Source organism: Paludisphaera mucosa, from assembly GCF_029589435.1.
In the GTDB taxonomy this organism is placed as follows: Bacteria; Planctomycetota; Planctomycetia; order Isosphaerales; family Isosphaeraceae; genus Paludisphaera; species Paludisphaera mucosa.
Window position 1 is genome coordinate 549,946 of the sequence record NZ_JARRAG010000002.1, and the last position, 21,633, is coordinate 571,578.

The following is a 21,633-nucleotide window of genomic DNA, read 5'->3' on the forward strand; positions in this document are numbered from 1 at the left end:
ACCACTCCTCCACCAAGGAAGAAAATGCTGCGCGCAGCCACGCGGCGCGAACACAGGATGTTGTTCAAGCCGGCTTGCGAATCCCTCGAAGGGCGGCAGCTCCTGAATGGGACCCCGTCGTCGCTGCAGATCGGCACGGTCCAGGACACCCTGACCTACGGCACGACGCTGGGTTTCGCGACCAACCCGACGACGGTCCTGGACGCCGACGGCCAAGCCGTCCCGGGCGTCTTCCGGTTCGCCGACGCAACGAACGACGTCACCGAGACCGTGCTCGACGTCGGCCACTACGATCTGACGGTCACCTTCACCCCGGTTGACGCGGCCGACTACGAGAGCGTCGTCACGACGGCGTCCATCGACGTCGTCCAGGCACATCTGCAGATCCGGGCCCTCGACGCGACCCGGGTCTACGGCCAGGCCGACCCCGACCTGACCAGCGCGATCTTCATCGCCCAGGGCTCCGGCTGGGTGGAAGCCGACCCGCCCTGGACCGCCGACGGCGCCGCCGCCACGACCAGTTCCGCGGGCGTCTACGCCATCCATCCGACGGAAATCACCGAGCCTGCGTTCCTGCGCAACTACGACATCGACTACGTCGACGGCAGGCTGACGATCACCAGGGCGATCCCGGCCCTCGCCTGGTCCAACCCCGCCGACATCGTCCAGGGGGCCCCCCTCGGCGCGAAGCAGCTCGACGCGACCGCGTCCGTCCCGGGCGTCTTCACCTACACCCCGGCCGCGGGCACGGTCCTGAACGCCGGCGCGGGCCAGGCGCTCACGGTCGCCTTCACCCCGTCCGACCCGTCGAATTTCATCGCGGTCGGGACGTCGGTCCGGATCAACGTCGCGGCGGCGCCCCCCGCCTCGGCCCGCGAGGCCTACGACAGGACGTTCATCATCACCATCTACCGCGAGATGCTCGGCCGCAGCCCGGAGCCGGCCGACCTGACCTACTGGGTCGCTCGCCTGTCGTCCGGCATCTCGACATACGCGACGGCCCAGGCGATCTGGGGCTCGGCCGAGCGCCGGCTGCTGGTGCAGCAGCACCGGGCGCCGGCGGTCGGCTTCTCCGCCGCGCTGAACGCTTCGCTCCAGGCGGCCAAGGCCGCGGCGGGCGTCGTCCCCGCCCAGCCGACGCCCCGCCGGCGGGACGTCGGCTTCGTGACCACCCTCTACCGCGCGATGCTCGGTCGCGAGCCGGAGCCCGCCGGCCTGGCCTACTGGGTCGATCGTCTCCTGGCCGGCGCCTCGGCGTACCGGGTGGCCCAGGGGATCTGGAACTCGCCCGAGCGACGGCTCCTGGTTCGTCTGCACCAGGCGCCCGCGGTCGGCTACTCCGCGGCGCTGAACGATGCGCTCCGGGCGGCCCGGCGCGCGGGCATCGCCTGAGGGCCCCACGCCGCGGCGTCGCGGGCTCACTTCTGGAGCGTCGCCCGCCATTCCTCGCCCAGCTCCGCCTTGGACTTGCCGGTCGACTCCTTGAAGAGGTCGTCGGAGTAGTCGCCCCGGCGCATGGCCCGGTTGAGCTTGAGGACGAATTCCTTGTCGTACTTGCGATTGATGTAGTCGAGGAACCGGGCCGTGACGCGGTAGCTCTGGTCGTAGCGGGCGGTCCTGGGATTGAGGCCGCCGATGTTCTGGGGCTCGTAGAGGATGAAGCGGACGTAGTCGGCGACGCCTTCGACGAGCCATCCGGGGTTGCCGCGGCCGCGATAGCGCTGGACGACGTGGGTCGTCTCGTGGATCATCGCGCCGACGTCGTCCGGGTGGTCCTGGAACCACTTCACCGAGCCGGTGATCCGGTTCCCGGAGGCGAAGGCCGGGACGTCGATCCCATCCTTGAGCGACAAGCGGATGACCCGGGCGGCCCGAAATCCGTCGCTGCGCAGGGCCTCGTTGATGAGGCCGTAGGACCGCTCGCACGCCTTCGCGGCGTTCTCGGCCCAGCCCCGCATCGCCGGCGCGTCGACCTCGTCGACGACGACCTCGACCGGGTAGGCGAACCGCTTCAGCGCCGGCTCCGAATCGACGACGATCTCGCGGACGGCCAGCGGCCCCTTGGCGTCCTTCCCCGGCAGGACGCGGATCGCCCTGAGCGCCCGCCCGGGCTCGGCCTTCGCGAGCCCGTCGCCGAACCCCGCCAGCCGCTCGAACGACTTGCCGTCGGACGAACCTTCGAGCGACCCGACGTCGAGCCGGCCCGCGCCGTCCGGCCCGCCGGTCCGGACCTCGACCGATTTGACGAGGACCGGCTCGTCGAACACGAGCGAGACGGAGTCGTTCTCGCCGGGCGTCGCCGAGGTCGCGTAGGACGTCGCGTCGTCGCCGTCGAAGGCGTACTGGCGGATGCGGTCGCCGGCGGTGCCGAGCGTCGAATCGACGACGGCCGCCACCGGATCGCCTCCCGAGGCGGATGCCGGCAAAATGATGATCCATGAGAGCAGCGGCGCGAGGCGGTGCATCGGCGGTCCTTCGGTCGCGGCGACCGGGCGGGAGGGGCGTGGTGCGATCGACGGTACGAAGTCCTTAAGATACCCGCGACGAAGGATATGCCCAACGGGTGTGGAGCGGGTTCTCCCCATCCGCCGGCGATCCGCGCATCATGCGGGAACCCCCGGACTGGTCGCCGCGAGCCCGAGCGACGAGGAGAAGCCATGCCCCGATGCAACCGCGTCACGCCGACCGGCGCGATCGTCGCCGTCCCGGAACGGGGACCTTCCTCGGGAATCGGGGGGTCCTCCACGACGACCGGGGCCGCATCCGCCGCCCCTGGCAGCTCCGGCGTTGGATCCTCTGCGTGCTGGAATTCCGGGGGCGGCGGCGGGCAGTCATGACCCCGAATCGTTACACGGAGCTGTTCTTCCTCGACGAGGCGACCGGCCTGGCCGCAGGCCACCGCCCCTGCGCGGAGTGCCGACGCGCCCGGTTCCTGGCCTTCCGCGACGCCTGGGCGCCCGGCGACGGCGCTCGCCCCCGCGCCACGGCGATCGACGGCCGCCTGCACGCCGAGCGGGTCGGCCCCGGCCGCGCGAAGCGGACGTTCGAGGCCGACCTCGACGCCTTGCTGGACGGCGTCTTCGTCACGGTCGAGGAATCCCCCCACCTCGTCCTGGGAGACACCCTCCTCGCCTGGACCCCGGGCGGCTATGCGGGACGCCGCCCTCGCCCTCGGGGCGTGCGCCTCCCGGTCCTGACGCCCTCCTCCACCGTGGTCGCGATCCGGTCGGGATACGTCCCGGACATCCACCCGTCGGCCGGGAACCATTCAGCGCCCGACGTCGGCAGGCCCCGAATATCGCGACGGGGCTCGACGTCCTCCTGATGGAAGCGACGCCTCGCGCCTCGATCGCGGACCGGGAGGGACCATCATGCCGACCTCGAACGAGTCCCCACGACGCCCACCGCGACTCCGTGTGCGGATGAGCCTTCAGGCCGCGCTCGGCCTGGTCCTGCTGGCGGCCGCCTGGCTCGGTTGGATCGCCCACGGCGCCCGCATCCAGCGCGACGCCGTCCGGGACGTCGAGCGGAACGGCGGCGGGGTCCTGTACGATTGGCAGGCCGCACATCGGGTCGCCGACGTCGGCGGCGAGCCCATCTTCCCGAGATGGCTGACCGACCACCTCGGGGTCGACGTCTTCTCCGACGCCGTCTATTGCGCCTCTTGCTCGCGGCAGACCGTGGACGCGCATCTGGTCCCGATCGGACGGCTGACGCGGCTCAGGCGGCTGGATCTCTCGGGTTCGGGGGTGACCGACGCGGGCCTCGCGGCGCTGGAGGGATTGCAGCGACTCGGATACCTCGAACTCGGCGGGACCGACATTGGGGACGCGGGTCTCATGCACGTTGGACGCCTGGCGGCCCTTGAGGAGCTCTATCTCAACGGGACGAAGGTCGGGGACGCCGGACTGGCCCACCTGAAGGGCCTCGGCGAGCTGCGCACGCTCTACCTCGGCGGCACCCGGGTGACCGACGCCGGGTTGGCCGAAATGAAGGGCCTGCCCAACTTGCGAGCCCTGGTCCTCTTGAGAACCCGCATCACGGAGGCGGGCCTCCTCCATTTGAAGTCGTATCCCAGGCTCGAATGGCTCGTCCTCGGGAACCTGCGGATCGGCGACGCCGGGCTGGCTCATCTCAAAAACATGAGGAATCTGCGCCACCTGGCATTCGACGATGAGGTCGTCGAATCCGGGATCTCGCCGACCGCCGTCGAGGAGCTGCGCGTCGCGCTGCCGAAGCTGAAGATCAACTACTGAACATCCGCCTGCAGGCGCGGCCCGGGCGGTCGCTCAGGCCCGCCCGGCCACGCGCGGCGGCTGGAGTTCGAGGCCCACCCGGACCAGCGGCCGGCGCCAGACCGGGACGTGGGCGGCCAGGCGTCGGCCCACGCGACGGCAGGCCCGCATCGCCAGGGCCCGGTCGACCGGATCGACGAGCGAGGATCGGCCCAGCTCGCGGAGCCGTCTGAGGCCGGACCCCGCGGCGATGACGCGAGCGCCGGGATCGGCCCGCTCGACTTCGAGGAGGATCGTCGCCAGGCCGTGGACATACGCGTGCAGGCCGTTGAAATCGGGAGCCCCCGGGACGGCGAGCCAGGCGGCCGCGGCGGCCGCATCGCCCTCGCAGAGCGCGTCCAGCGCCAGCCAGGCGGCGTGCCAGGGGCGTCGGCCGTCTTCGGGCAGGTCCATCGCGGCGCGATCGATGCGGTTGGCCTGGACGTCGCGTCCGAGCGACCGCTGGGCGAGCGCCAGGGCGACGAGCATCCAGGGCTTGACGCCCTGGCGGTTGGTCCAATCCTCCAGCCAGCGCACCACGGCGCGGGGCCGCGAGGCCCGCCCCAGCGCGTAGCCGACCATGCCCCAGCAGTCGGCATGGGCGCGGAGCGCGGCGCGATGCCTCCACACCGTGAGCCGGAGCAAAGCCCCGGAACGGGCTTCGCCCAGGACCTTGACGTGGGCCTCCAGGGCCCGGCGGGCCGCCTCGCCCCCGGTGGGGAGGAGCCGGCGCAGCGTGCGGCCGACGCGCCAGGCCCGCAGGGCCCCGCGCCGGGACGCCCACATCTCGCCCACGTTCGGGGCGGCGCCGGGCCGGGCGAGGGCGGCCTGGAAAGCCCGGTCGGCCGCCCGCCTCCAGCCGGCGGCGACGAGCGCCGCGTCGGCCGCCCGCCAGGGCCATTCCGAGCCGGGGTCGGCCGCGACGCAGAGCCTCTCCAGGGCTTCGATCGCGGCGGGCCGGTCCTTGCGGGCTGCATGGAGCTGGACCTCGCGGGCGACGACGTAGGCCGGGTATTCGTACTCGGGCGCCATCAGGGGCCGGAGCGCCTCCTCGGCGGCGTCGAGACGGCCGTCGGCCAGCTCCAGGGTGAAGAGGTTCAGGGCCGCGAAGTCGTACGCGGGGTCGATCGCCAGGGCGCGGCGGAATCCCTCCTTGGCCCCGGCGCGGTCGCCGTTCCGGAGCCGGGCCTCGCCGAGCGCGCCGAGGCTGTAAGGATCGCCCGAGTCGAGCCGCGCGAGCTGCTCGGCAGCCTCCAGGTAGGCCGGCGCGTCGCCGTCCTCGCGGGCCCATTCGGCCAGTCGACGCCAGCCCCAGGCGTAGTCGGGCTCCTCCTCGACGATCGGCCGCATCCGGGCCCGGGCCCCGGCGCGGTCGCCCCGGCGGGCGGCGACCCAGGCGGCCCGTCCCCGCAGGTTCGACGGCGGCCGGTCGCCCCAACCCGGCGGTGCGCAGGCGGCCTCGGCCTCGTCGAAGCGGCCCGCCTCGGCCAGGATCTCGGCCCTGCGGTCGTGCACCACGTCGTCGCGGGGCGCCAGCGCGGCCGCCCGATCGAGGGCGGCGAGACGTTCGTCGAGCGTCTCGGGACGGTCTTCGAGGGCTCCCTCCAACGCCTTCCAGGCCCGCGCGTCGCCGGCGCGGGCCGCGACGACCTCGCGGGCGAGCGCGACCGCCGCGTCGGGCGAGCCGACCTCCTTCGACCACGCGGCGAAGGCGCGCCAGGCCCACGCGTAGCCGGGGTCGAGCCGCAGCGCGACGGCGATCCGATCCCGCGCCGCGTCCTTCTCGCCCAGGCTCCAGAGCGCGTCGGCGAGATAGCCGTTGACCTGGGCGTCCAGCGGCGCCGAGGCGACGGCCCGTTCCAGCACGCCGCGCGACTCTTCGAACAGCTTCTCCCCCTCCAGCGACTGCGCCAGCTGGCAGGCGGCCCGGCCCCATCCCGGGCTGATCTGCAGGGCCCGCCGAAGCGCGGCGCGCTCGCCCTCGACGTCGCCCCGGACGCGGAGGACGGCGGAGAGGTCGAGGTGGATCCGGGGGAGGAGCGGGAACCGCTCGGCGGCCCGTCGCGCCAGGCCCTCGGCCTCGTCCAGCTCGCCGCGGCCGACGCGCTCGTCGATCAGGGCGGACCAGGCGTGCCAGAGGTCGGGACGCGCCTCCCACGCGGCGACGAGCGTGGCGAGCAGGCCGTCCGATCCGAGATGCCCCCGCGCGTATCGGGCGAAGACGAGCAGGCCGTCGCCGAAGATGACCTGGCGCTCCAGCTCGGCGGCGACGAAGGCGATCGCGTCGAGGCGGTCGGCCTGGGAGTCGCAGATCGCGATCAGGCGAGCGACGGCGTCCTCGTTGTCGACGTCGCGGCGGACCGCCTCGCGGTAGGCCGCGCGGGCCTCGGCGGGCCGGCCGGCGTCCTCGTGGATCCGGCCGCGGATCCCGGCCTCGTACGTCGAGTCGGGTTCGAGGGCCGCGGCGACCGCCATCTCCGCCGCCGCCTGGTCATGGCGGCCGGTCCGGCTCAACAACATCGCCATCTCGCGACGCCCCCAGGCGGATGCCGGGTGGATCTCCAGCAGTCGGCGGAGGGCCGGCTCGGCCACCTCCGGGCCCTCGCCCCGCGCCTGCTCGACGAGCGCCTGATGCAGCGCGTAGTTGTGCGGCGACCGGCCGCAGGCGGACTCCAGGTGGGCGTAGGATGCGGCGCGGCCCTCGGTCTCGGCGAGCAGCCCGGCCGCCGCCCTGTTGGCGTCGAGGGCCGCCGGCTCGGCGCGGAGCACGTCTCGCCAGAGGGCCAGCGAGCCGGGGAGGTCGCCGCGCGCCGAGGCCAGCGCCGCCGCGGCGCGGAGCCAGTCGCCCCGGCGGCAATGAGGGCGGGCCGCCTCGACCCGGGCCGAGGCGCGCTCGAACTCGCCGGCCGCCGCGTCGGCCTCGGCGGCGTACAGCAGCAGCTCGCCGTCGTCGGGGCGGAACCTCAGCGCCTCGTCGAGCACGGCCTGGGCCTCGGCGGACCGGTCCAGCATCGCCAGCGCGGCGTGCAGGGTCCGCGCCGGCGCCGACGACCGCGCGCCGTAGCGGCGGGAGCGGTCGTGCAGCAGGGCCAGCGGCTCCTCCTGGCGGCGCAGCATTCGGGCCGCGCCGAAGTAGGCCCGCGCCAGCCATTCGTCCTTGTCGCTCAGGCACGAGGCGAACCGGTGCAGCTCCAGGGCCTCGTCGCGGCGGCCCGCGTTCCAGGCGAGCCGGGCCAGGATGGAGATCGAGGCCGCGTCGGTCGGCCGGGCCCGCATCGCCCGGGCGACCATCCGCCCCGCGGCCTCCTGATCGCGGGCGTCGGCCAGCAGCTCCTCGGCGAACTGGCGGAACAGGATCGGGTCGGCCGTCGGCGCGGCGCAGGCCTCGCGGTAGAGGGCCAGGCGGTCGTCGCGCCGGCCCAGTTCGCGCAGGCAGGAGAGGTGGAAGAGCCGCAGGTTCACGTCGTCGGGGAACTGCGCGCGCATCGCCGCCACCACTTCCAGGTTGGTCGGCCCGTCGGCGTCGTAGAGGGCGAGGTGGCGGCGGGCCTGGTGCGTGAGCCGGTGGTCCGGCGCCTCGGCGCGCATCGCCGCCAGCTCGGCCGCGGCCGCATCGCGGTCGTGCCCCCGCAGGGCGACCTGGATGCGGTGCAGGCGGTCGAACAGCCCCGCGTCGGGGAGGTCGACGCCGTCGAGCAGCTCGGCGCGTGCGGAGGGGACCATGGCCATGCCCCGCGGGCCGACGGATCGGTACCGTTCGAGGAACGGCCCGGCCAGGGCCTCGCCCTCGTGCGGAAGGGTCGGGTCGCGGATCAGGAGCGTCGCGCGGCGGGCGTCGTAGCCGATGACCGCCTGGAGGTGCGCGCTCTGGGGCTCGACGGTCGTCAGGGTGAACGGCACGCCCCGGTCGAGCAGCGCGACGGCCGCGTCCCAGGTCACGGTGAACTCGCGCGCCCGCCAGCCGTTCGCCCCGGCCCACGACCGCTCGCGATGGTCGGGCGTGCCGTCATAGCAGATCGCCTCGGCGACCTCCAGGTGGTCGGCCTCGCGGCCCCAGAACCGGGCCAGCGCCGCCAGGGTCGCCGGCGCGCAGGTCTGGTGGTGCTGGCGGACGAACCGGACGCCCAGCCGGACGCGGCGGTCGTCCTCGGCGGCCTGCATTCGGTCGGCGACCTCCCGGAAGAAGCCCTCGCCGGCCTCCCGCGCGTACGTCACGGCCGCCGCCACGTCCCCAAGGCGGTAGGCCGCGTCCGAGCGGCGGGCCGCCAGCCAGCGACGGGTCGTCGCGTCCATCATCGGCGAGAGCGCCTCGTAGCGGTCGAGGCTCGCCATCGACTCCGCGTGGAGCCCGGCCTCGAACTGGAAGCCCGCGAGCTGCCCGACGATCACGCCCGAATTCATGCGACGGTCGGCCTCGGCCAGGAACTCCAGGGCTTCGGCCTCGCGGTCGAGCAGTTGCAGCAGGTGGGCCGTCGACTGCACGGCCGGCCGATACCAGGTCGAGAGCGCCAGGGCCTCGCGGGCGGCGGCCAGGGCCTCCTCGTAACGGTCCTCCATCTCCAGTAGGCTCGCCCGCTCGACCCGGAGCCAGGCGCGGCCGGGCGTGATCCGCTCGGCCTCGGCCAGCCGGAGTTCGGCGCGTTCGAAGTCGCGGAGCCCGCCGAGGGCCATGGCGTGCGTGGCCTCCCAGTCGGCGCGGATCTCGTCCGGGGCGGCGTCCAGCGGCCCGACGCGACCCAGGAACCGCCAGGCCGCCAGCGGGCCGCGGCGGCCCAGCATCGCCCGCGCCCGGTAGTAGAGAGCCTCGGGGTCGCGGGGGTCGTCCCGCCAGGCGCGCAGGGGGAGCGCCAGCCCCAGGCGGACCGCCCCGAGCTGCCAGGCCAGGCGTCCGGCGAGCACCTTCGCCGACGCGCCCGGCCACCGCGTCATCGGGCCCAGGCCCCGGGCGACCTCGAAGGCGCCCAGGTAGTCGCCGGCCTCGTATAGCTCGCGGATCCGCCCCAGATCGGCCGGGGCCGCCGCGACGGCCCCGTGTCCCTCGATCGTCGCCGACATCGTCCCCTTCCCCCCGCCCCGGCCAGCCGCGCGGGCGTCCGTCGCCCCGAAGCATGACTATACGCCGGACACGCGAGCGTGCGACCGGGTTCTCGGGATTCGTCGGGGTTCGATTCAGGAGGGCCGGTGCGGGCGGGGCGCTCAGGCCAGGCCGAGCTCGGGCTTCTCGGTTTCGAGCCGGCCGAGCAGCAGGTGCGTGTACCGCTCGAGCGAGGGCTCCTTGACGCAGGAGACGATCTTCCACATCTTGAAATCGGCCATGCTGATGTAGTTTCCCGCCGATCGGCTCATGATGACCAGCTCGGCGATCTCGATCGCGCCGTTTTGCGAGATGCCGTTGCTCTGGAGGGTGTGGATCAAGGCCGAGCGGTTGTTCCGCTGCATCTCCGCCCGCTGCTTGTCGTGGTAGTCCTTGACCGCCTGGGCACCGATGATCACCGGGGGCGCCAGGAACGTGGCCGCCCCGATCCCCATCGCCAGGCCCACGGCCCTGGGCCGGCTCGTACCGCGGTTCGTCGCCTCGTCGTAGCACCCCTTGACGGTGTTGTTCTTGAGCTGGAACTGGGCGATCTTCTTGTAGTTCTTGAAGCCCTGGGCGAGGGAATTCAGCATGCTCGGCATGGTCGGGACCTCCCGAATTGCGAGGACGGGGACGGGACGCGACGGTCGCCGGGTGCGTCGCGGTCGATCCCGCGTCGTCGCCCGGCCCCATCCTGAACGCACCGGGCGTGACAGCATTTTCCGTGGCCCGGGGATTCGGCTTGTACCCCGCCCGCGACGGCCCGTATCCTGCCCCTGGGTCGAGGTATGCTGCACGGGGATTGCGGCCCGATCCGGGCCGGGGGGTCGCTCATGGGTCGCGAACTGGGCGTCGAGTCGGGGCGGGCGTCGCGTCGCCGCATGAAGATCGCCGCGGGCCTGGCGCTCGGGCTGGTCGCGATCGGCTCGGCCGCCGCGGAAGAGCCGGCCGCCGCGACCCGGACCTCGGCCGCGCGTTGCGTGCCGGCCGAGAAGCTGATCGCCTTCTTCGAGTTCGACGGCCTGAAGGCCCACGAGGCCGCCTGGAAGAAGACGGCCGCGTGGAAGGCGCTCCACGAGACGAAGCTCGGCGAGCTGCTGGAAGACCTGGCGGAGCAAGGGTTCGACGCGATCGCCGAGAACCAGCCGCGATTCGCCGGGGTCCGGGCGGCCGTCGAGCAGGCCCTCGCCCACGTCAAGGACGCGGGATTCGCCGTCGGCCTCTTCGGCGACCCGGACCACCCGCGCTGGGCGGTCGTCCTGCCCGGGGCGAACCGGCCGGAGTTCGTGAAGCCCCTGGCCGATCTCGACGCGGTCGCGCCGCCCGCGACGACGAACGGGCGGACCGTCCACGCCAGCGGCGACGCGGTCTGGTGGATCGAGAAGGACGACCTGATCTTCGCCGATCCGCAGGCCGCCGACGCCGTGATGGCGACCCTGGACGGCAAGGCCCCCAGCGTGCTGGACCATCCCCGGCGGGCGGCGCTCGCCCGGCTCGACGACGGTTTCGAGCCGGCGGCCTACGGGTTCCTCGACCTGGCCGCCCTGCCGCCGATGCCGCCCGACGCGGCGAAGCTCGGCTTCGACGGCGTGAAGCGGGTCGAGGTCCGCTGGGGGTTCCAGGACGACGCGTTGGTGACCGCCGTCCGGGTGGTCGCACCGAAACCTCGTCGCGGCCTCGTCGCCCTGGTCGACCAGCCCACGTTCGACCTCGACGCCATCCCGCCGATCCCGACCTCCCCGGACGCGTTCGGCGCCTTCTCGATCGATGCGCTCGGGACTTACGACCGGGTCGTCCGGCTCGTCAAGGAGAACGATCCCGACGGCGCACGCCAGGTCGCCGAGCTGGAGGACGCGGTCCGCGGGCGGCTGGGACTGGACCTGCGCATCGACCTGCTCAAGCTCCTCGGGCCCCGGGCCGCGGCCTCCATGCTGCCCGTCGAGCCGCCCGAAGGGGGCTTCCCCGACCTCCGCATGGCGGGCGTCTTCGCCTACGCCGGCCTGGTCGCCTCGGTGCAGACGAGCGACGAGGCGGCGCTGGCCGCACGGGTCGAGGCGTTGATGCCGATCCTCAACAAGGCGCTCGCGGCCCAGGCCCGGGGGGCCCCGCAGCCCCCCCGTTTCGAGCGCGTCAAGGGGCCGAAGTTCGAGTACGGCATGGACCTGGCGGGCCTGGGCATGCCGCCGATCTTCGAGCAGGCCTTCTCGCCGACGGTCGCCCTGGCCGACGGCTGGCTCGTCGTCGCGGCGACGCGCGACGGGGCGCGGCAGGCCGTCGCGGCGGGATCGGGGCCGGACGGCCGCTGGAAGCCGGAAGGGGCCTTCGCGCCGATGGCGAAACGGCTGCCGGCCGGGATGATCGCGCTGGCGGTCAGCGACATCCGCGAGACCATCCCGGCGATCGTCGAGGGCCTGCCCCAGCTCGCGGCGATCGCCAACGCCCAGATCGCCCAGCAGACGGGCCGCAACGAAGAGTTCATCGACGTCGACCCGGACAAGGTCCCGCCGGCCGACCAGCTCCGCCCCCTGCTCTTCCCCTCCTCGTCCGCCCTGGCCGTCGACGACGAGGGGATCCTGATCCACCAGCGCGAGTCGATCCCCAGCGTGACCTCGCCGACCAACCTGGGCGTCCTCGTCGCGCTCACGCTCCCCGCCGTCCAGTCGGCCCGCGAGGCCGCGCGCCGGGCCCAGTGCGTCAACAACCTGAAGCAGATCGGCCTGGCCTGCCTGAACTACGAGAGCGTCGCGGGCGCCCTCCCCGCCGACATCGTCGACAAGGACGGCAAGCCGCTGCTGAGCTGGCGGGTCGCGATCCTCCCCTACATGGAAGAGCAGGCCCTCTACGGCAAGTTCAAGCTCGACGAGCCCTGGGACTCGCCCCACAACAAGCCGCTCCTGGACGAGATGCCCAGGTCCTTCCTCTGCCCGAGCCGCCCCACGACCGACAAGACGCGCAGCCCTTACCAGGGCTTCGCCGGGCCGCACGCGCTCTTCGAACCCGGCCGCAAGATCAAGCTGACCGAGATCCCCGACGGCACGTCCACGACCCTCCTGGCGGTCGAGGGGGCCGAGGACGTCCCATGGTCGAAGCCAGGCGACATCGCCTTCGACCCCGACGCCGCCCCAACCCTCAAGGGGGCCGGCTCCAAGCATCCCGGCGGCTTCAACGCCCTGTTCGCCGACGGACACGTGAAGTTCCTCAAGAACTCCATCAATCCCGTCGTACTCAAGGCCATGATCACGCGCGACCTGGGCGAGGTCGTCGACAAGGACGCGTTTTGAGTGGGTCCCCTCGACGCTCTCCCGCCCCATGGGGTGGGGCGACCGACCGCTCGGGCGAACGGGTGCGGCAGGACCTTCGCGGCGGCGACGCCTTCTGACGACCCGGACGATTGCATCGACCTTTCCGCGAGAAACTTCGAGGGCGATTGGCGAGGGCGGGGATCGGGGGGTATATTGAAGAGTGCCATCGACTTCCCATCCCCGCTTGCGCCTCGGCCGGTCCGCCCGGGGGCGTCGTCGGCGGTTTCCCATAAGGGCCTTGTGGCAGGAGACGTCCGATGTCGACCGCGGGCAAAGTGCTCGTCGTTTTGATCCTCTTGGCCAGCCTGGGCTGGATCTTCCTGGGCGCGGGCGTCGCGCAGTTGAACCGCAACGGCAATGCGGCCCTGGCCAAGCTCCAGGCCGACTTCGAGAAGGCCGAGGCCGGCCTCCAGCAGGCCCAGGTCGACCTGGTCAAGATCAAGGACGACACGGCGCGGTTCCAGGAGAACACGGACACCCAGATCGCCGTCATCCGGGCCCGCACCGGCGACGTCGAGGCGGCCAGCTCGCGGCTCAAGGGCGTCCTGAACAACATGCTGGCCCAGCTCCAGACGGTGGAGAACACCGTCGCGGAAGCCCGCCACGACCTGGACGTCCGCAAGCAGGAGCGTGAGGCCGAGACCCGGCTGCTGGCCGAAGCCCGCGCCGAGGTCCAGCGCCTCCGGGGCCGGGACGCCGAGCTGACCGACCGGCTGGCCTCGCTCCGCACCGAGTTCGACAAGACGTTCAAAGAGAACGTCGGCAAGGTCGCCAGTTCCGCCCGCTGACCAGGGGCGGGGTGAGAGGGAGCGTCGCGGCCCCAGGGGATTCATGACACACCTCGACGACGAGCCCCCGGATGACGCACCGTCTCCAGGCCCCCGCGGGGGCTGGGTCGGCGTGGTCGCCAACCCGGCCTCGGGCTCGGGGGCCAGCCGGCGCAAGGCCGAGCGGCTCATGACGGCGCTGCGGGACGACCACGGACTCGACGCCGAGGCCGCCTGGACCCCCGCCGAACGCACGGCCCTGGTCGCCCGGGCCGACGCCGACCCCTCGTGCCGCTGCCTGGTCGCGGTCGGCGGCGACGGCACCGTCTCGGCCCTGATCAACGAGAAGCCGCGCACGCCGATCTCGGTCCTCCGCGCCGGGACCGAAAACCTCGCGGCTCGCCACTTCCAGGTCGGGGTCGACGCCGAGGGCCTGGCGCGGACCATCGCCGCCGGCAAGGCCGTGCCGGTCGACGTCGGCCTCGCCAACGGCCGCCGGTTCCTGCTGATGACGGGCTTCGGCTTCGACGGCGACGTCGTCACCCGGCACCACGGCATGCGGACGGCCACGGGCGTGCTGCGGACCACCCACCGCGCCGCCTACGTCGAACCGATCCTCCGCTCCAGCTTCAGCTACCGCTTCCCCTCGATCGCCGTCCGGGTCGAGGATCCGGGGGCCGAGGAGACCCTCGTCGGCACCACGGTCTTCGTCTTCAACCTCCCCCGCTACGCGCTCAACCTTCCCTTCGCCCCGTCCGCCCGCCAGGACGACGGCCTGCTCGACCTCGTCGTCTTCCGCGACCCCGGCCCGTTCCAGGCGCTCTATTACCTCTGGCGGGTCGTCCTGGGGACCCATTTGAAGCTCTCGGGCGTCTATCACCGCCGGGTGCGCAAGGTCTCCCTGTCCGCCCGGGGGGCCGTCCCCGTCCAGATCGACGGCGACCCCGGCGGCCGGCTGCTGCCGATCACCCCGGCGCACGCCCGCCCCGACGCGACCGCCCGCGACGCCCCCACGACGCGGGACCTCTGGTCGATCGAGGTCCTCCCCCGGGCCCTACGCGTCCTCGTCGACCCGGCGTGGTCTCCCGGCGCCCGGCCGGCTGCCCTCGCCGGGGGCGGGCTCTTCCGCTAAGATCCGGGCGTCGCGTCGCATGGAGCGCCACGTCCTCGCCAACCAGGAGTCGAACACGGTGAACGTCGTCCCCAACCCGGTGACGGTCGGCCCGGTCAAGATCGGCCGCGGAGAGCCGCTGGCCCTGATCGCCGGGCCCTGCGTGATGGAGCCGGGCGACATGACCCTGCGGATCGCCTCGCGGCTCGTCGAGATCTGCGGCGAGCTGGGCGTCCCCCTGATCTTCAAGGCGTCGTTCGACAAGGCCAACCGCTCGTCGGGGTCGAGCTACCGCGGGCCGGGGCTCGCGGGGGGCATGGAGGTCTTCCGCAAGGTCAAGGCCGAGACCGGCTTGCCCGTGACGACCGACGTCCACGAGACGATCCAGGCCGGCCCCATCGCCGAGACCGTCGACCTGCTCCAGATCCCGGCCTTCCTGGCCCGCCAGACCGACCTGCTGGAGGCCGTGGCGGCCACCCGGCGGCCGGTGAACGTCAAGAAGGGGCAGTTCATGGCCCCCTGGGACATGAAGAACGTCGTCGAGAAGCTGCAGGACTTCGGCGCGGCCGGGACGCTGCTCACCGAGCGCGGGACGACCTTCGGCTACGGCCGGCTCGTCAACGACATGCGGGCCATCCCCCAGATGCAGGCGACCGGCGCCCCCGTCGTCTTCGACGCCACCCACTCCGTGCAGCTCCCGAGCGCCGGCGAGGGGGGCAAGACCAGTTCCGGCCAGCGCGAGATGATCCCGCCGCTCGCCAGGGCCGCGGTCGCCGCCGGCTGCGACGCCCTCTTCCTGGAAGTCCACCCCGAGCCCGAGCGGGCCCTCTCCGACGGCCCCAACTCCTTGCGCCTGGACGACTTGGCGGGCCTGTTGAAGACCCTTTTGAGAATCCGCGAGGCGATCCTGGGCTGAGGCCCTCCGCGATTTTCGCCGCGTCGAGTCGAACCGCGAGGCGTCCCACGACGTATTTCCCCCGGGGGAACCCCGGAAAGGCCTCGCGGGCCTCGCGGATCGGCGACACAATGAGACGTTGGATCGAGCGCCGAGGGCCCTTCCCGCGGGAAGCCGGCCCCGCCCGCACGCCGGAACCGGCCCGCGACGAACGGGGGCTGGGTCTTTCGCCGGGGCCCGCCCGCATCCAGCCCGCGCCCGGATTTGATCAATCATCCCCACCAAGGCGCGGCCCGAAGCATCTCACCAGGAGCGACCGACTGTGATGGGGTCCAATCGTTGTGCAGGCGTCGCCCGGGCCGCCCTGCTCGGGTTCACGTCCGCGGCCCTCGCGATCCTCTCCGGCTGCAATTACACGCCGCCGAGCCGCACCACGGCGAGCGTGGGCACGTTCCAGCCCGGCGAGGCCACGGCCAAGTCGAAGGCGGCCCGCGCGAAGGCGGACGCCCGCAACCGTCGCGACGACGTGGAGCGCGCTGCGATCCTGGAAAGCTCCATCCAGCTCATCAAGAGCGCCGCGCTGAAGCCCGGCGGCGACAACTTCCGGCTGGCGACCCAGAAGCTCACCCAGTACTTCGAGGGGACGCCCCCCGTCGAGTACGTGATGAAGCCCGAAGTCCTCCGGTTCCTCGCGCGTCAGCTGCCGCGGAAGATGATGGAGGAGATCCAGGCCCAGCGGTGGTCGGAGAGCCGCGACGCCCGGCACATCGAAGACTGCATGATGTACAACGACATCGCGGGCCGCGTCGGGGGGTCGGGCGACGACCTCGCGCGCGTCCGTCGCGTCTTCGACTGGACCGTCGAGCAGGTCCAACTCGTCCCGGCCGGCAGCATGGGGACGCCCCAGCTGCCCCAGGTCTACGCCCGGCCCTACGACCTCCTGCTGCGCGGGATGGCGGTCGAGTCGCAGGGCTTCTGGGCCGAGCGGTCGTGGATGTTCATGGCCCTCTGCCGCCAGCTCGGCGTGGACGTCGGCCTGCTGACCTACTCCCGGGGCAACACCGTCGAGCCCCTGATCCCCAAGACGGGCGACGCCCTCTCGCCTCTCGGCCGGCCGCGTTCCGAGCGGCCGCCGAACATCTGGATCTGCGCCGCATTGATCGACGGCGAGGCCTACCTGTTCGACGCCCGCGTCGGCCTGCCGGTCCCCGGGCCCGGCGGCGAGGGGGTCGCGACGCTCCGGCAGGCGCTCGCCGACCCCGCGATCCTCGAGGCCATGAGCCTCCCCGGGCTCTCGCCGTACGAGACCAGCCGGGCCACGCTGCTCGCCAGCCCGACCCGGATCGGCGTCCTGATCGACTCCAGCCAGGGCTACTACACGCCCAAGATGCGGCTGCTCCAGGGCGAGCTCGCCGGCAAGAACCGGACGATCCTCTTCCACGACCCGGCCGCGCAGGAGGCCCACTTCGCCGAGGTCCTGGGCAAGCGCCTGGGCTCGGTCGCCTTCTGGACGCTCCCCCTGGAGGTCGAGACCCGGCTGTTCACCGACCCCAACTTCGTCGCCGCGACCCAGCAGTCGCTGCTCTTCTTCCGGGGCGAGATGCCCCTGCTCTACGCCCGGATCAAGCACCTCCGCGGCGACCTGGCCGAGGCCGTCTCCGACTACGTCTCGTTCCGGTTCTCCGACAACGTCCCCTTCGTGAACAACAAGAACATGGCCATCCCGGGCGCGATCCAGGAGGGCCTGGACGCCTACTCCAGCTATTACCTCGCCCTCGCCCACCTGGAGCGCAAGGACCACCGCCAGGCCGAGCTGATGTTCCGCAAGGTCCTGGAGATGCTCCCCGAGCCGAGCCCGAACGACCCGCCGTACTACATGTTCCGCTGGGGCGCCCACGCCAATCTGGGCCGGATCTACGAGGCCCAGGGCGATCCCGTCCGCGCCGTCGAGCACTACACCGCGGCCGACCCGACCATGCAGTACCACGGCAACCTGCTGCGGGCCCGCGGGCTGGTCTTCCGCGACCCGATGCAGGACGTCCCCGCCCCGCTCCCGGCGGCCCCCAAGGCCTTCACCCGCATGGCCGCGCCGGCCGCCCCCGCCGCCGAGGCCCCCGCCCCCAAGCCGGCCGAGGCGTCCAAGCCGGAAGCGGCCGCGCCCGCCCCGTCGGGAAATCCCGCGCCGCCCGCGACTTCGAATCCGCCGGCCGGGTCGGGTGTGGTAGAATGAGGCGAAGACCTCGCGGCCCGCGATAACCTTCCCCCACGTCATCGAGACCGTCGCATCGAGAGGCCCATGCCCGACGACCTCGCCGAACCAGGCCCGTATTCGAACGGCTCCTCGCGGCCCGGCGGCCGTCCCGGCGACGGGAAGGCTCCCCAGGCGGGCGTCTCGCTGGCGTCGCGCGCCGGGGCCGAGGGGGACGACCCCGGCTGGGTGGTCGAGACCATCGTCAGCCCGTTCCACTGCCTCTATCAGGACGCGCTCCACTTCCACACCCAGAGCCGCCTGGCCTACACCGAGGCCGAGGCCGCCCGGCTGGCCCGCGCGTCGTTCATGCTCTACATCGCGTCGGCCGAGGCCCTCGTCCGACAGGCGGCCGTCGAGCTGGGCCGCCCCGAGCTGCGCGGCCTCCTCGCCGACCCCAGCCGGCCGTTGCCGCCGGCCGAGGCCTGGCGGCTGCTGCCCGCGATCGTCGCCGAGCCCGGAGTCCCCACCCAGCCGTTCAACTTCGAGGCCCCCCCCTGGCCCCAGTTCGCCGAGCTGCTGATGCTCGAGACGTCCTGGGTCTACCCCGGGCCGCCCTCGACGCGCCGCGCCTTCTACCGCTCGTCCCGCCGCGACGGCGACTACGAGCCGCTGGAGCCCCATCAGGTCCCCCCCGCCCTGCGCCGGGTCGTCCGGACCGAGTCCCTGACGTTCCCGCGCACGGGCCTGCCGCGCGACCCGTACGCCCTGCGTCCCCGCCACCTCGACACCGCGCGGGGCGTGCTCGACGCCGCCATCGAGGCCCTCGACCGCCGCATGGGGGGCGTCCTCTGCCAGGACAAGCGCCACCGCCGCGAGCCCACCCGCCTGATCACGCCGCCCGGCGACGCCACCTGAGCCCCAGGCCGGGTCGCGGCCGCTACCGGGTTCGCGCCCGGCTCGCCAGCCACTATCCTTGAGGCCCCGGGCCGGGACGCCCGGGTCAAGGAGGAGTGGCTTCGATGCGCGTTCTGATGGTGACCTCGTTCCCGATCCCGGGCCAGTACGACGGCACGGCGATGCTGCCGATCAAGATCCTCCGGGCCCTCAAGCCGCGCGGGGTGGACGTCGTGGTGGCCCACCTGCGGCTCCGCCCCCCCGGCGGATTGTCGGCGACGCGCGAGGATTTCGAGGGGACGCCCGTCTACACCTTGCCCCCCTCGGCCTGGCTGACGGGCCGCGGCCTGGAGCGGATCGCCCGCGAGCACCCGTTCGACGTCGTGCACGCCCAGCACTACGGCGGGGCCACCCGCGCCTATTTCGCCTGCCGCCGCAACCGCTGGCCGATGGTCTACGAGATCCACTCGCTCCTGGGCGACGAGGTCGAGCGCGACCGCCTGGGGCGGGGCGTCGTCTTCCGGGCGTACCAGGCGCTCGAGCGTCGGGTCGTCGAGCACGCCGCCTGGGTCATCGCCCTGGGCGAGCCCGTCAAGGACGTCGTCGTCCGCGAGAAGGGAGTGCCGGCCGACCGGGTGAGCGTCATCTACCCCGGCATCGACCTGGGCGAGTACGAACGGCCCGCCCCCGACGCGCCGATCCCGGGCGTGGGGCCCGAGCACAAGGTCGTCATGTACATCGGCAGCATCGTGCACCCGAACCAGGGCGTGCCGATCCTGATCGACGCCCTGCCCGAGATCTTCGCCGCCCGCCCCGACGCGCGCTGCGTCCTGGTCGGCGGCCCGGCCGAGGCCGGCGAGGAGTACCGCCGACGGCTCGGCGAATACGGCGACCGCCTGGTCGTCCTGACCGGGACCACCCCCGAGCAGGTCGTGGCCCTCAGCCGCCGCGCCGACGTCCTGGTCCACCCCCGCCTCGCCTGCCGCGAGAACTACTCCGTGCAGAGCAAGCTCGCCGTCTACCTCGCCGCCCGTCGGCCGATCGTGGCGACCGACTTCGGCGACTATCAGCGCCTGCTGGGCGAGACCGGGGCCGGCGTCCTGACCGCCGTCGCCCCCGGCCCGCTGGCCGCCGGCGTCCTGAAAGTCCTCGACGATCCCGACCTCGCCGCGAGCCTCGCGGCCGCCGCGGGCCCCGTCGCCGAGGAGTACTTCGGCATGGCCCGCAACGTCGACCGCTACCTCGACGTCTACCGCCGCGCCGTGACGCTCGGCCCGCGCTGAGGGCGTCCGTCGATCTTGACAGCCGGGCCCGACCCCCGATAATCTGTGTCCTGCGTGCGGAGCCCGCGCGAGCCGCACGCCTTGCCACCTTAGCTCAGCTGGTAGAGCGCAGCTTTCGTAAAGCTGAAGTCCAGGGTTCGAGTCCCTGAGGTGGCTTCCGGCACGATCCCCTCCCCCCGCGCCATGCCATGCCCGGCCCCGCCCTTCCGCCTTCTTCTCGACGGGGTTCCTCCGCTCGGTGGAAGCTTCGAATCCCTCCGGATCCGGGCCGTTTCGATCGTCCGACGACCGTGGGTTCGTTCTGCATCTTCGCATCTTGATCCATAGTCCTCTTGGAATGACCCTGCTCGTAAGCGGGTCTTCATCCCCAGAGGAGGCGATCCATGGCGAAGCTCAGCGACAAGATGCAGCAGTTGACCGACGCGGCGGCCGCGGTCGAAATCAAGGTGCAGCAGCTCCTGATGGAGAAGGCCTCGCTCCAGGACCAGATCAACAACCTCGGGGCCGGCCCGGGGGAATTGTCGGCGGACCAGGAGTCGACGATCGACGTGCTCATCGAGCGGCTGAAGTCGCTGGCGGCCTGACGACGGCCCCCGAGGTCCACCAGATCGAAGGGACGCTCATGGCCGCCGAGCCCCACGTCGTCGAGGTCCCCCCCGGGGAATATTCCGTCCCGGGCGTGGATCGCATCCTGATCATCCAGGGCGTCGCCTTCTGGCGCGCGCCCGCGGAGCCGACCGACCTCACGAGCCTCGTGCCGGCCGCGAGCCCGACCGACCTGGTCGCGCCCGAGTCCGCCGGCGCTGAAATCGGTTGGACGTCGCACGCCGACGCCCCGGGTCGGCCCTCGTTGCTCACGACCGCGATCCTGGCCCTGGCCGCCGCGGCCTGCGGGGCCTGGGTCCTGCCCGGACTCGGAAGCTGGATCGCGCCGGCCGCCCCTCCCGCCGTCGCGACTTCGGCCCCCGCGGCGACGCCGCCGACCGGGCCCGGGCCCTTTCGCTGACCCCGCGGCCGCCCGTCGCCGCGAGCGGCTCGTTCGACTCGGACGCACCGGGGAGACCCGCCGCCATCCATCTCGAACGAGCCGCGTCGCGGCGGTGAGGCGTCCTGGATGCCTCCGTCCGCGACGGCCCCTCCTCTCCCCAGGCCAGGGCCCGTCAGGCCTCGTATTCCGCATCGAGCGGCCTCGGCCGTCACCCGAAAGAGATTCCTCGTGAGTGTTGCGAACCTACACTACGTCGTGCGAGCGGCCGCCGCCGGCCTGTGCTCCCGGCTGAAGATGTACTGGTCGGCCATCCTGGTCCTGACCTGCGTCCTCGCCTTCTACGCCCAGGGGCATACCATCGACGCGATCGCGCTGCTCTGCGGCGCCGCGGGGCTGGGCCAGGCCCTCTACCTCACCAACAGGTCGCGAGCCGCCGCCGAGACGGCCCAGCTCACCGCGATCGCGGCGGAAGACAAGGCTGGCCTGGCCCTCCACGCGACCAACCAGGCGCGAGCCGCGGCCGAGTCGGCCCAGCTCACCGCCCTCGCCGCGGAAGCCGCGGCGGGCAAGGCGCTCTGCTCGACCAACACGGCGTGCATCGCCGCCGAGATGGCCCAGCTCGCCGCCTTCGCGGCGGAAGCCAAGGCGAGCCAGGCGCTCAGCTCGACCAACAGGACGTGCGCCGCGGCCGAGCTGGCCCAGATCGTCGCCGCCGTGGCGGAGGCCAAGGCGCGGCAGGTCGTCAACGAGGTCAAGAGGACGATCACCGAGATCGCCGGGCCGACGGTCGAAAACCACGTCGCCGCCGACGCGGACCTCATAGATCGGCGTGACGCTCCCTGAACCGACCCTCT

Annotated in this window: 16 protein-coding genes and 1 tRNA gene; 14 read left to right on the plus strand and 3 right to left on the minus strand. The window is 72.8% G+C overall.

Annotation, left to right across the window (positions count from 1 at the left end; all coding sequences use genetic code 11):
* The first annotated feature begins 57 nt into the window (after nt 1–57).
* A complete protein-coding gene (locus PZE19_RS11775; RefSeq protein WP_277860812.1) occupies nt 58–1,392 on the plus strand; it encodes a DUF4214 domain-containing protein in 1,335 nt (444 codons plus the stop codon).
* Nucleotides 1,393–1,418: 26 nt separating this feature from the next.
* On the opposite strand, the gene PZE19_RS11780 is transcribed toward PZE19_RS11775, so the two are convergent.
* Entirely contained in the window at nt 1,419–2,465 is a 1,047-nt protein-coding gene (locus PZE19_RS11780; protein WP_277860813.1) for a basic secretory protein-like protein, read from the minus strand.
* A 200-nt stretch (nt 2,466–2,665) separates the two neighbouring features.
* Between PZE19_RS11780 and PZE19_RS11785 the strand changes: the two genes are divergently transcribed.
* Both PZE19_RS11785 and PZE19_RS11790 read left to right on the plus strand, forming a co-directional pair.
* Nucleotides 2,666–3,325, plus strand: a complete 660-nt coding sequence (locus PZE19_RS11785) for a hypothetical protein (RefSeq protein ID WP_277860814.1) — start codon at nt 2,666–2,668, stop codon at nt 3,323–3,325.
* Between the two features lie 46 nt (nt 3,326–3,371).
* Complete coding sequence (locus PZE19_RS11790) at nt 3,372–4,256, plus strand: leucine-rich repeat domain-containing protein (RefSeq protein WP_277860815.1); 885 nt, start codon at nt 3,372–3,374, stop codon at nt 4,254–4,256.
* A gap of 33 nt (nt 4,257–4,289) precedes the next feature.
* Here PZE19_RS11790 and PZE19_RS11795 read toward each other — a convergent pair whose 3' ends face one another.
* Together PZE19_RS11795 and PZE19_RS11800 are read right to left on the minus strand one after the other, a co-directional pair.
* Complete coding sequence (locus PZE19_RS11795) at nt 4,290–9,329, minus strand: C39 family peptidase (protein ID WP_277860816.1); 5,040 nt, start codon at nt 9,327–9,329, stop codon at nt 4,290–4,292.
* Between the two features lie 141 nt (nt 9,330–9,470).
* Nucleotides 9,471–9,950: a hypothetical protein gene (locus PZE19_RS11800; protein ID WP_277860817.1), complete on the minus strand. Its 480-nt coding sequence runs from the start codon at nt 9,948–9,950 to the stop codon at nt 9,471–9,473.
* 231 nt (nt 9,951–10,181) lie between these two features.
* Between PZE19_RS11800 and PZE19_RS11805 the strand changes: the two genes are divergently transcribed.
* The 11 genes from PZE19_RS11805 (at nt 10,182) to PZE19_RS11855 (ending at nt 21,622) form a co-directional block, all read left to right on the plus strand.
* Nucleotides 10,182–12,629, plus strand: coding sequence for a DUF1559 domain-containing protein (locus PZE19_RS11805; RefSeq protein WP_277860818.1), 2,448 nt, complete (start codon nt 10,182–10,184; stop codon nt 12,627–12,629).
* A gap of 278 nt (nt 12,630–12,907) precedes the next feature.
* A complete protein-coding gene (locus PZE19_RS11810; RefSeq protein ID WP_277860819.1) occupies nt 12,908–13,438 on the plus strand; it encodes a hypothetical protein in 531 nt (176 codons plus the stop codon).
* Between the two features lie 43 nt (nt 13,439–13,481).
* Nucleotides 13,482–14,549 (plus strand): diacylglycerol/lipid kinase family protein, encoded by a 1,068-nt coding sequence (locus PZE19_RS11815; protein ID WP_277860820.1) that lies wholly within the window; start codon nt 13,482–13,484, stop codon nt 14,547–14,549.
* 19 nt (nt 14,550–14,568) lie between these two features.
* Entirely contained in the window at nt 14,569–15,444 is an 876-nt protein-coding gene (kdsA, locus tag PZE19_RS11820; RefSeq protein ID WP_277860821.1) for a 3-deoxy-8-phosphooctulonate synthase, read from the plus strand.
* Nucleotides 15,445–15,748: 304 nt separating this feature from the next.
* The gene (locus tag PZE19_RS11825) at nt 15,749–17,653 is read left to right on the plus strand and encodes a tetratricopeptide repeat protein (RefSeq protein ID WP_277860822.1); all 1,905 of its coding nucleotides are present in this window, start codon (nt 15,749–15,751) and stop codon (nt 17,651–17,653) included.
* Nucleotides 17,654–17,719: 66 nt separating this feature from the next.
* Nucleotides 17,720–18,529 (plus strand): hypothetical protein, encoded by an 810-nt coding sequence (locus PZE19_RS11830; RefSeq protein ID WP_277860823.1) that lies wholly within the window; start codon nt 17,720–17,722, stop codon nt 18,527–18,529.
* Between the two features lie 104 nt (nt 18,530–18,633).
* Nucleotides 18,634–19,791, plus strand: a complete 1,158-nt coding sequence (locus tag PZE19_RS11835) for a glycosyltransferase family 4 protein (protein ID WP_277860824.1) — start codon at nt 18,634–18,636, stop codon at nt 19,789–19,791.
* Nucleotides 19,792–19,874: 83 nt separating this feature from the next.
* Nucleotides 19,875–19,947: transfer RNA gene (locus PZE19_RS11840), tRNA-Thr, on the plus strand.
* A gap of 227 nt (nt 19,948–20,174) precedes the next feature.
* Nucleotides 20,175–20,375, plus strand: a complete 201-nt coding sequence (locus PZE19_RS11845; RefSeq protein WP_277860825.1) for a hypothetical protein — start codon at nt 20,175–20,177, stop codon at nt 20,373–20,375.
* Between the two features lie 38 nt (nt 20,376–20,413).
* On the plus strand, nt 20,414–20,797 hold the full coding sequence (locus PZE19_RS11850) for a hypothetical protein (RefSeq protein WP_277860826.1): 384 nt from the start codon (nt 20,414–20,416) through the stop codon (nt 20,795–20,797).
* A gap of 210 nt (nt 20,798–21,007) precedes the next feature.
* The gene (locus PZE19_RS11855) at nt 21,008–21,622 is read left to right on the plus strand and encodes a hypothetical protein (protein WP_277860827.1); all 615 of its coding nucleotides are present in this window, start codon (nt 21,008–21,010) and stop codon (nt 21,620–21,622) included.
* Nucleotides 21,623–21,633: the final 11 nt, after the last annotated feature.

Coding starts and splice junctions, on each gene's coding strand:
- PZE19_RS11775 (WP_277860812.1), top strand. CDS start 58: ATGTTGTTCAAGCCGGCTTGCGAATCCCTCGAAGGGCGGCAGCTCCTG.
- PZE19_RS11780 (WP_277860813.1), bottom strand. CDS start 2,465: ATGCACCGCCTCGCGCCGCTGCTCTCATGGATCATCATTTTGCCGGCA.
- PZE19_RS11785 (WP_277860814.1), top strand. CDS start 2,666: ATGCAACCGCGTCACGCCGACCGGCGCGATCGTCGCCGTCCCGGAACG.
- PZE19_RS11790 (WP_277860815.1), top strand. CDS start 3,372: ATGCCGACCTCGAACGAGTCCCCACGACGCCCACCGCGACTCCGTGTG.
- PZE19_RS11795 (WP_277860816.1), bottom strand. CDS start 9,329: ATGTCGGCGACGATCGAGGGACACGGGGCCGTCGCGGCGGCCCCGGCC.
- PZE19_RS11800 (WP_277860817.1), bottom strand. CDS start 9,950: ATGCCGAGCATGCTGAATTCCCTCGCCCAGGGCTTCAAGAACTACAAG.
- PZE19_RS11805 (WP_277860818.1), top strand. CDS start 10,182: ATGGGTCGCGAACTGGGCGTCGAGTCGGGGCGGGCGTCGCGTCGCCGC.
- PZE19_RS11810 (WP_277860819.1), top strand. CDS start 12,908: ATGTCGACCGCGGGCAAAGTGCTCGTCGTTTTGATCCTCTTGGCCAGC.
- PZE19_RS11815 (WP_277860820.1), top strand. CDS start 13,482: ATGACACACCTCGACGACGAGCCCCCGGATGACGCACCGTCTCCAGGC.
- kdsA (WP_277860821.1), top strand. CDS start 14,569: ATGGAGCGCCACGTCCTCGCCAACCAGGAGTCGAACACGGTGAACGTC.
- PZE19_RS11825 (WP_277860822.1), top strand. CDS start 15,749: ATGGGGTCCAATCGTTGTGCAGGCGTCGCCCGGGCCGCCCTGCTCGGG.
- PZE19_RS11830 (WP_277860823.1), top strand. CDS start 17,720: ATGCCCGACGACCTCGCCGAACCAGGCCCGTATTCGAACGGCTCCTCG.
- PZE19_RS11835 (WP_277860824.1), top strand. CDS start 18,634: ATGCGCGTTCTGATGGTGACCTCGTTCCCGATCCCGGGCCAGTACGAC.
- PZE19_RS11845 (WP_277860825.1), top strand. CDS start 20,175: ATGGCGAAGCTCAGCGACAAGATGCAGCAGTTGACCGACGCGGCGGCC.
- PZE19_RS11850 (WP_277860826.1), top strand. CDS start 20,414: ATGGCCGCCGAGCCCCACGTCGTCGAGGTCCCCCCCGGGGAATATTCC.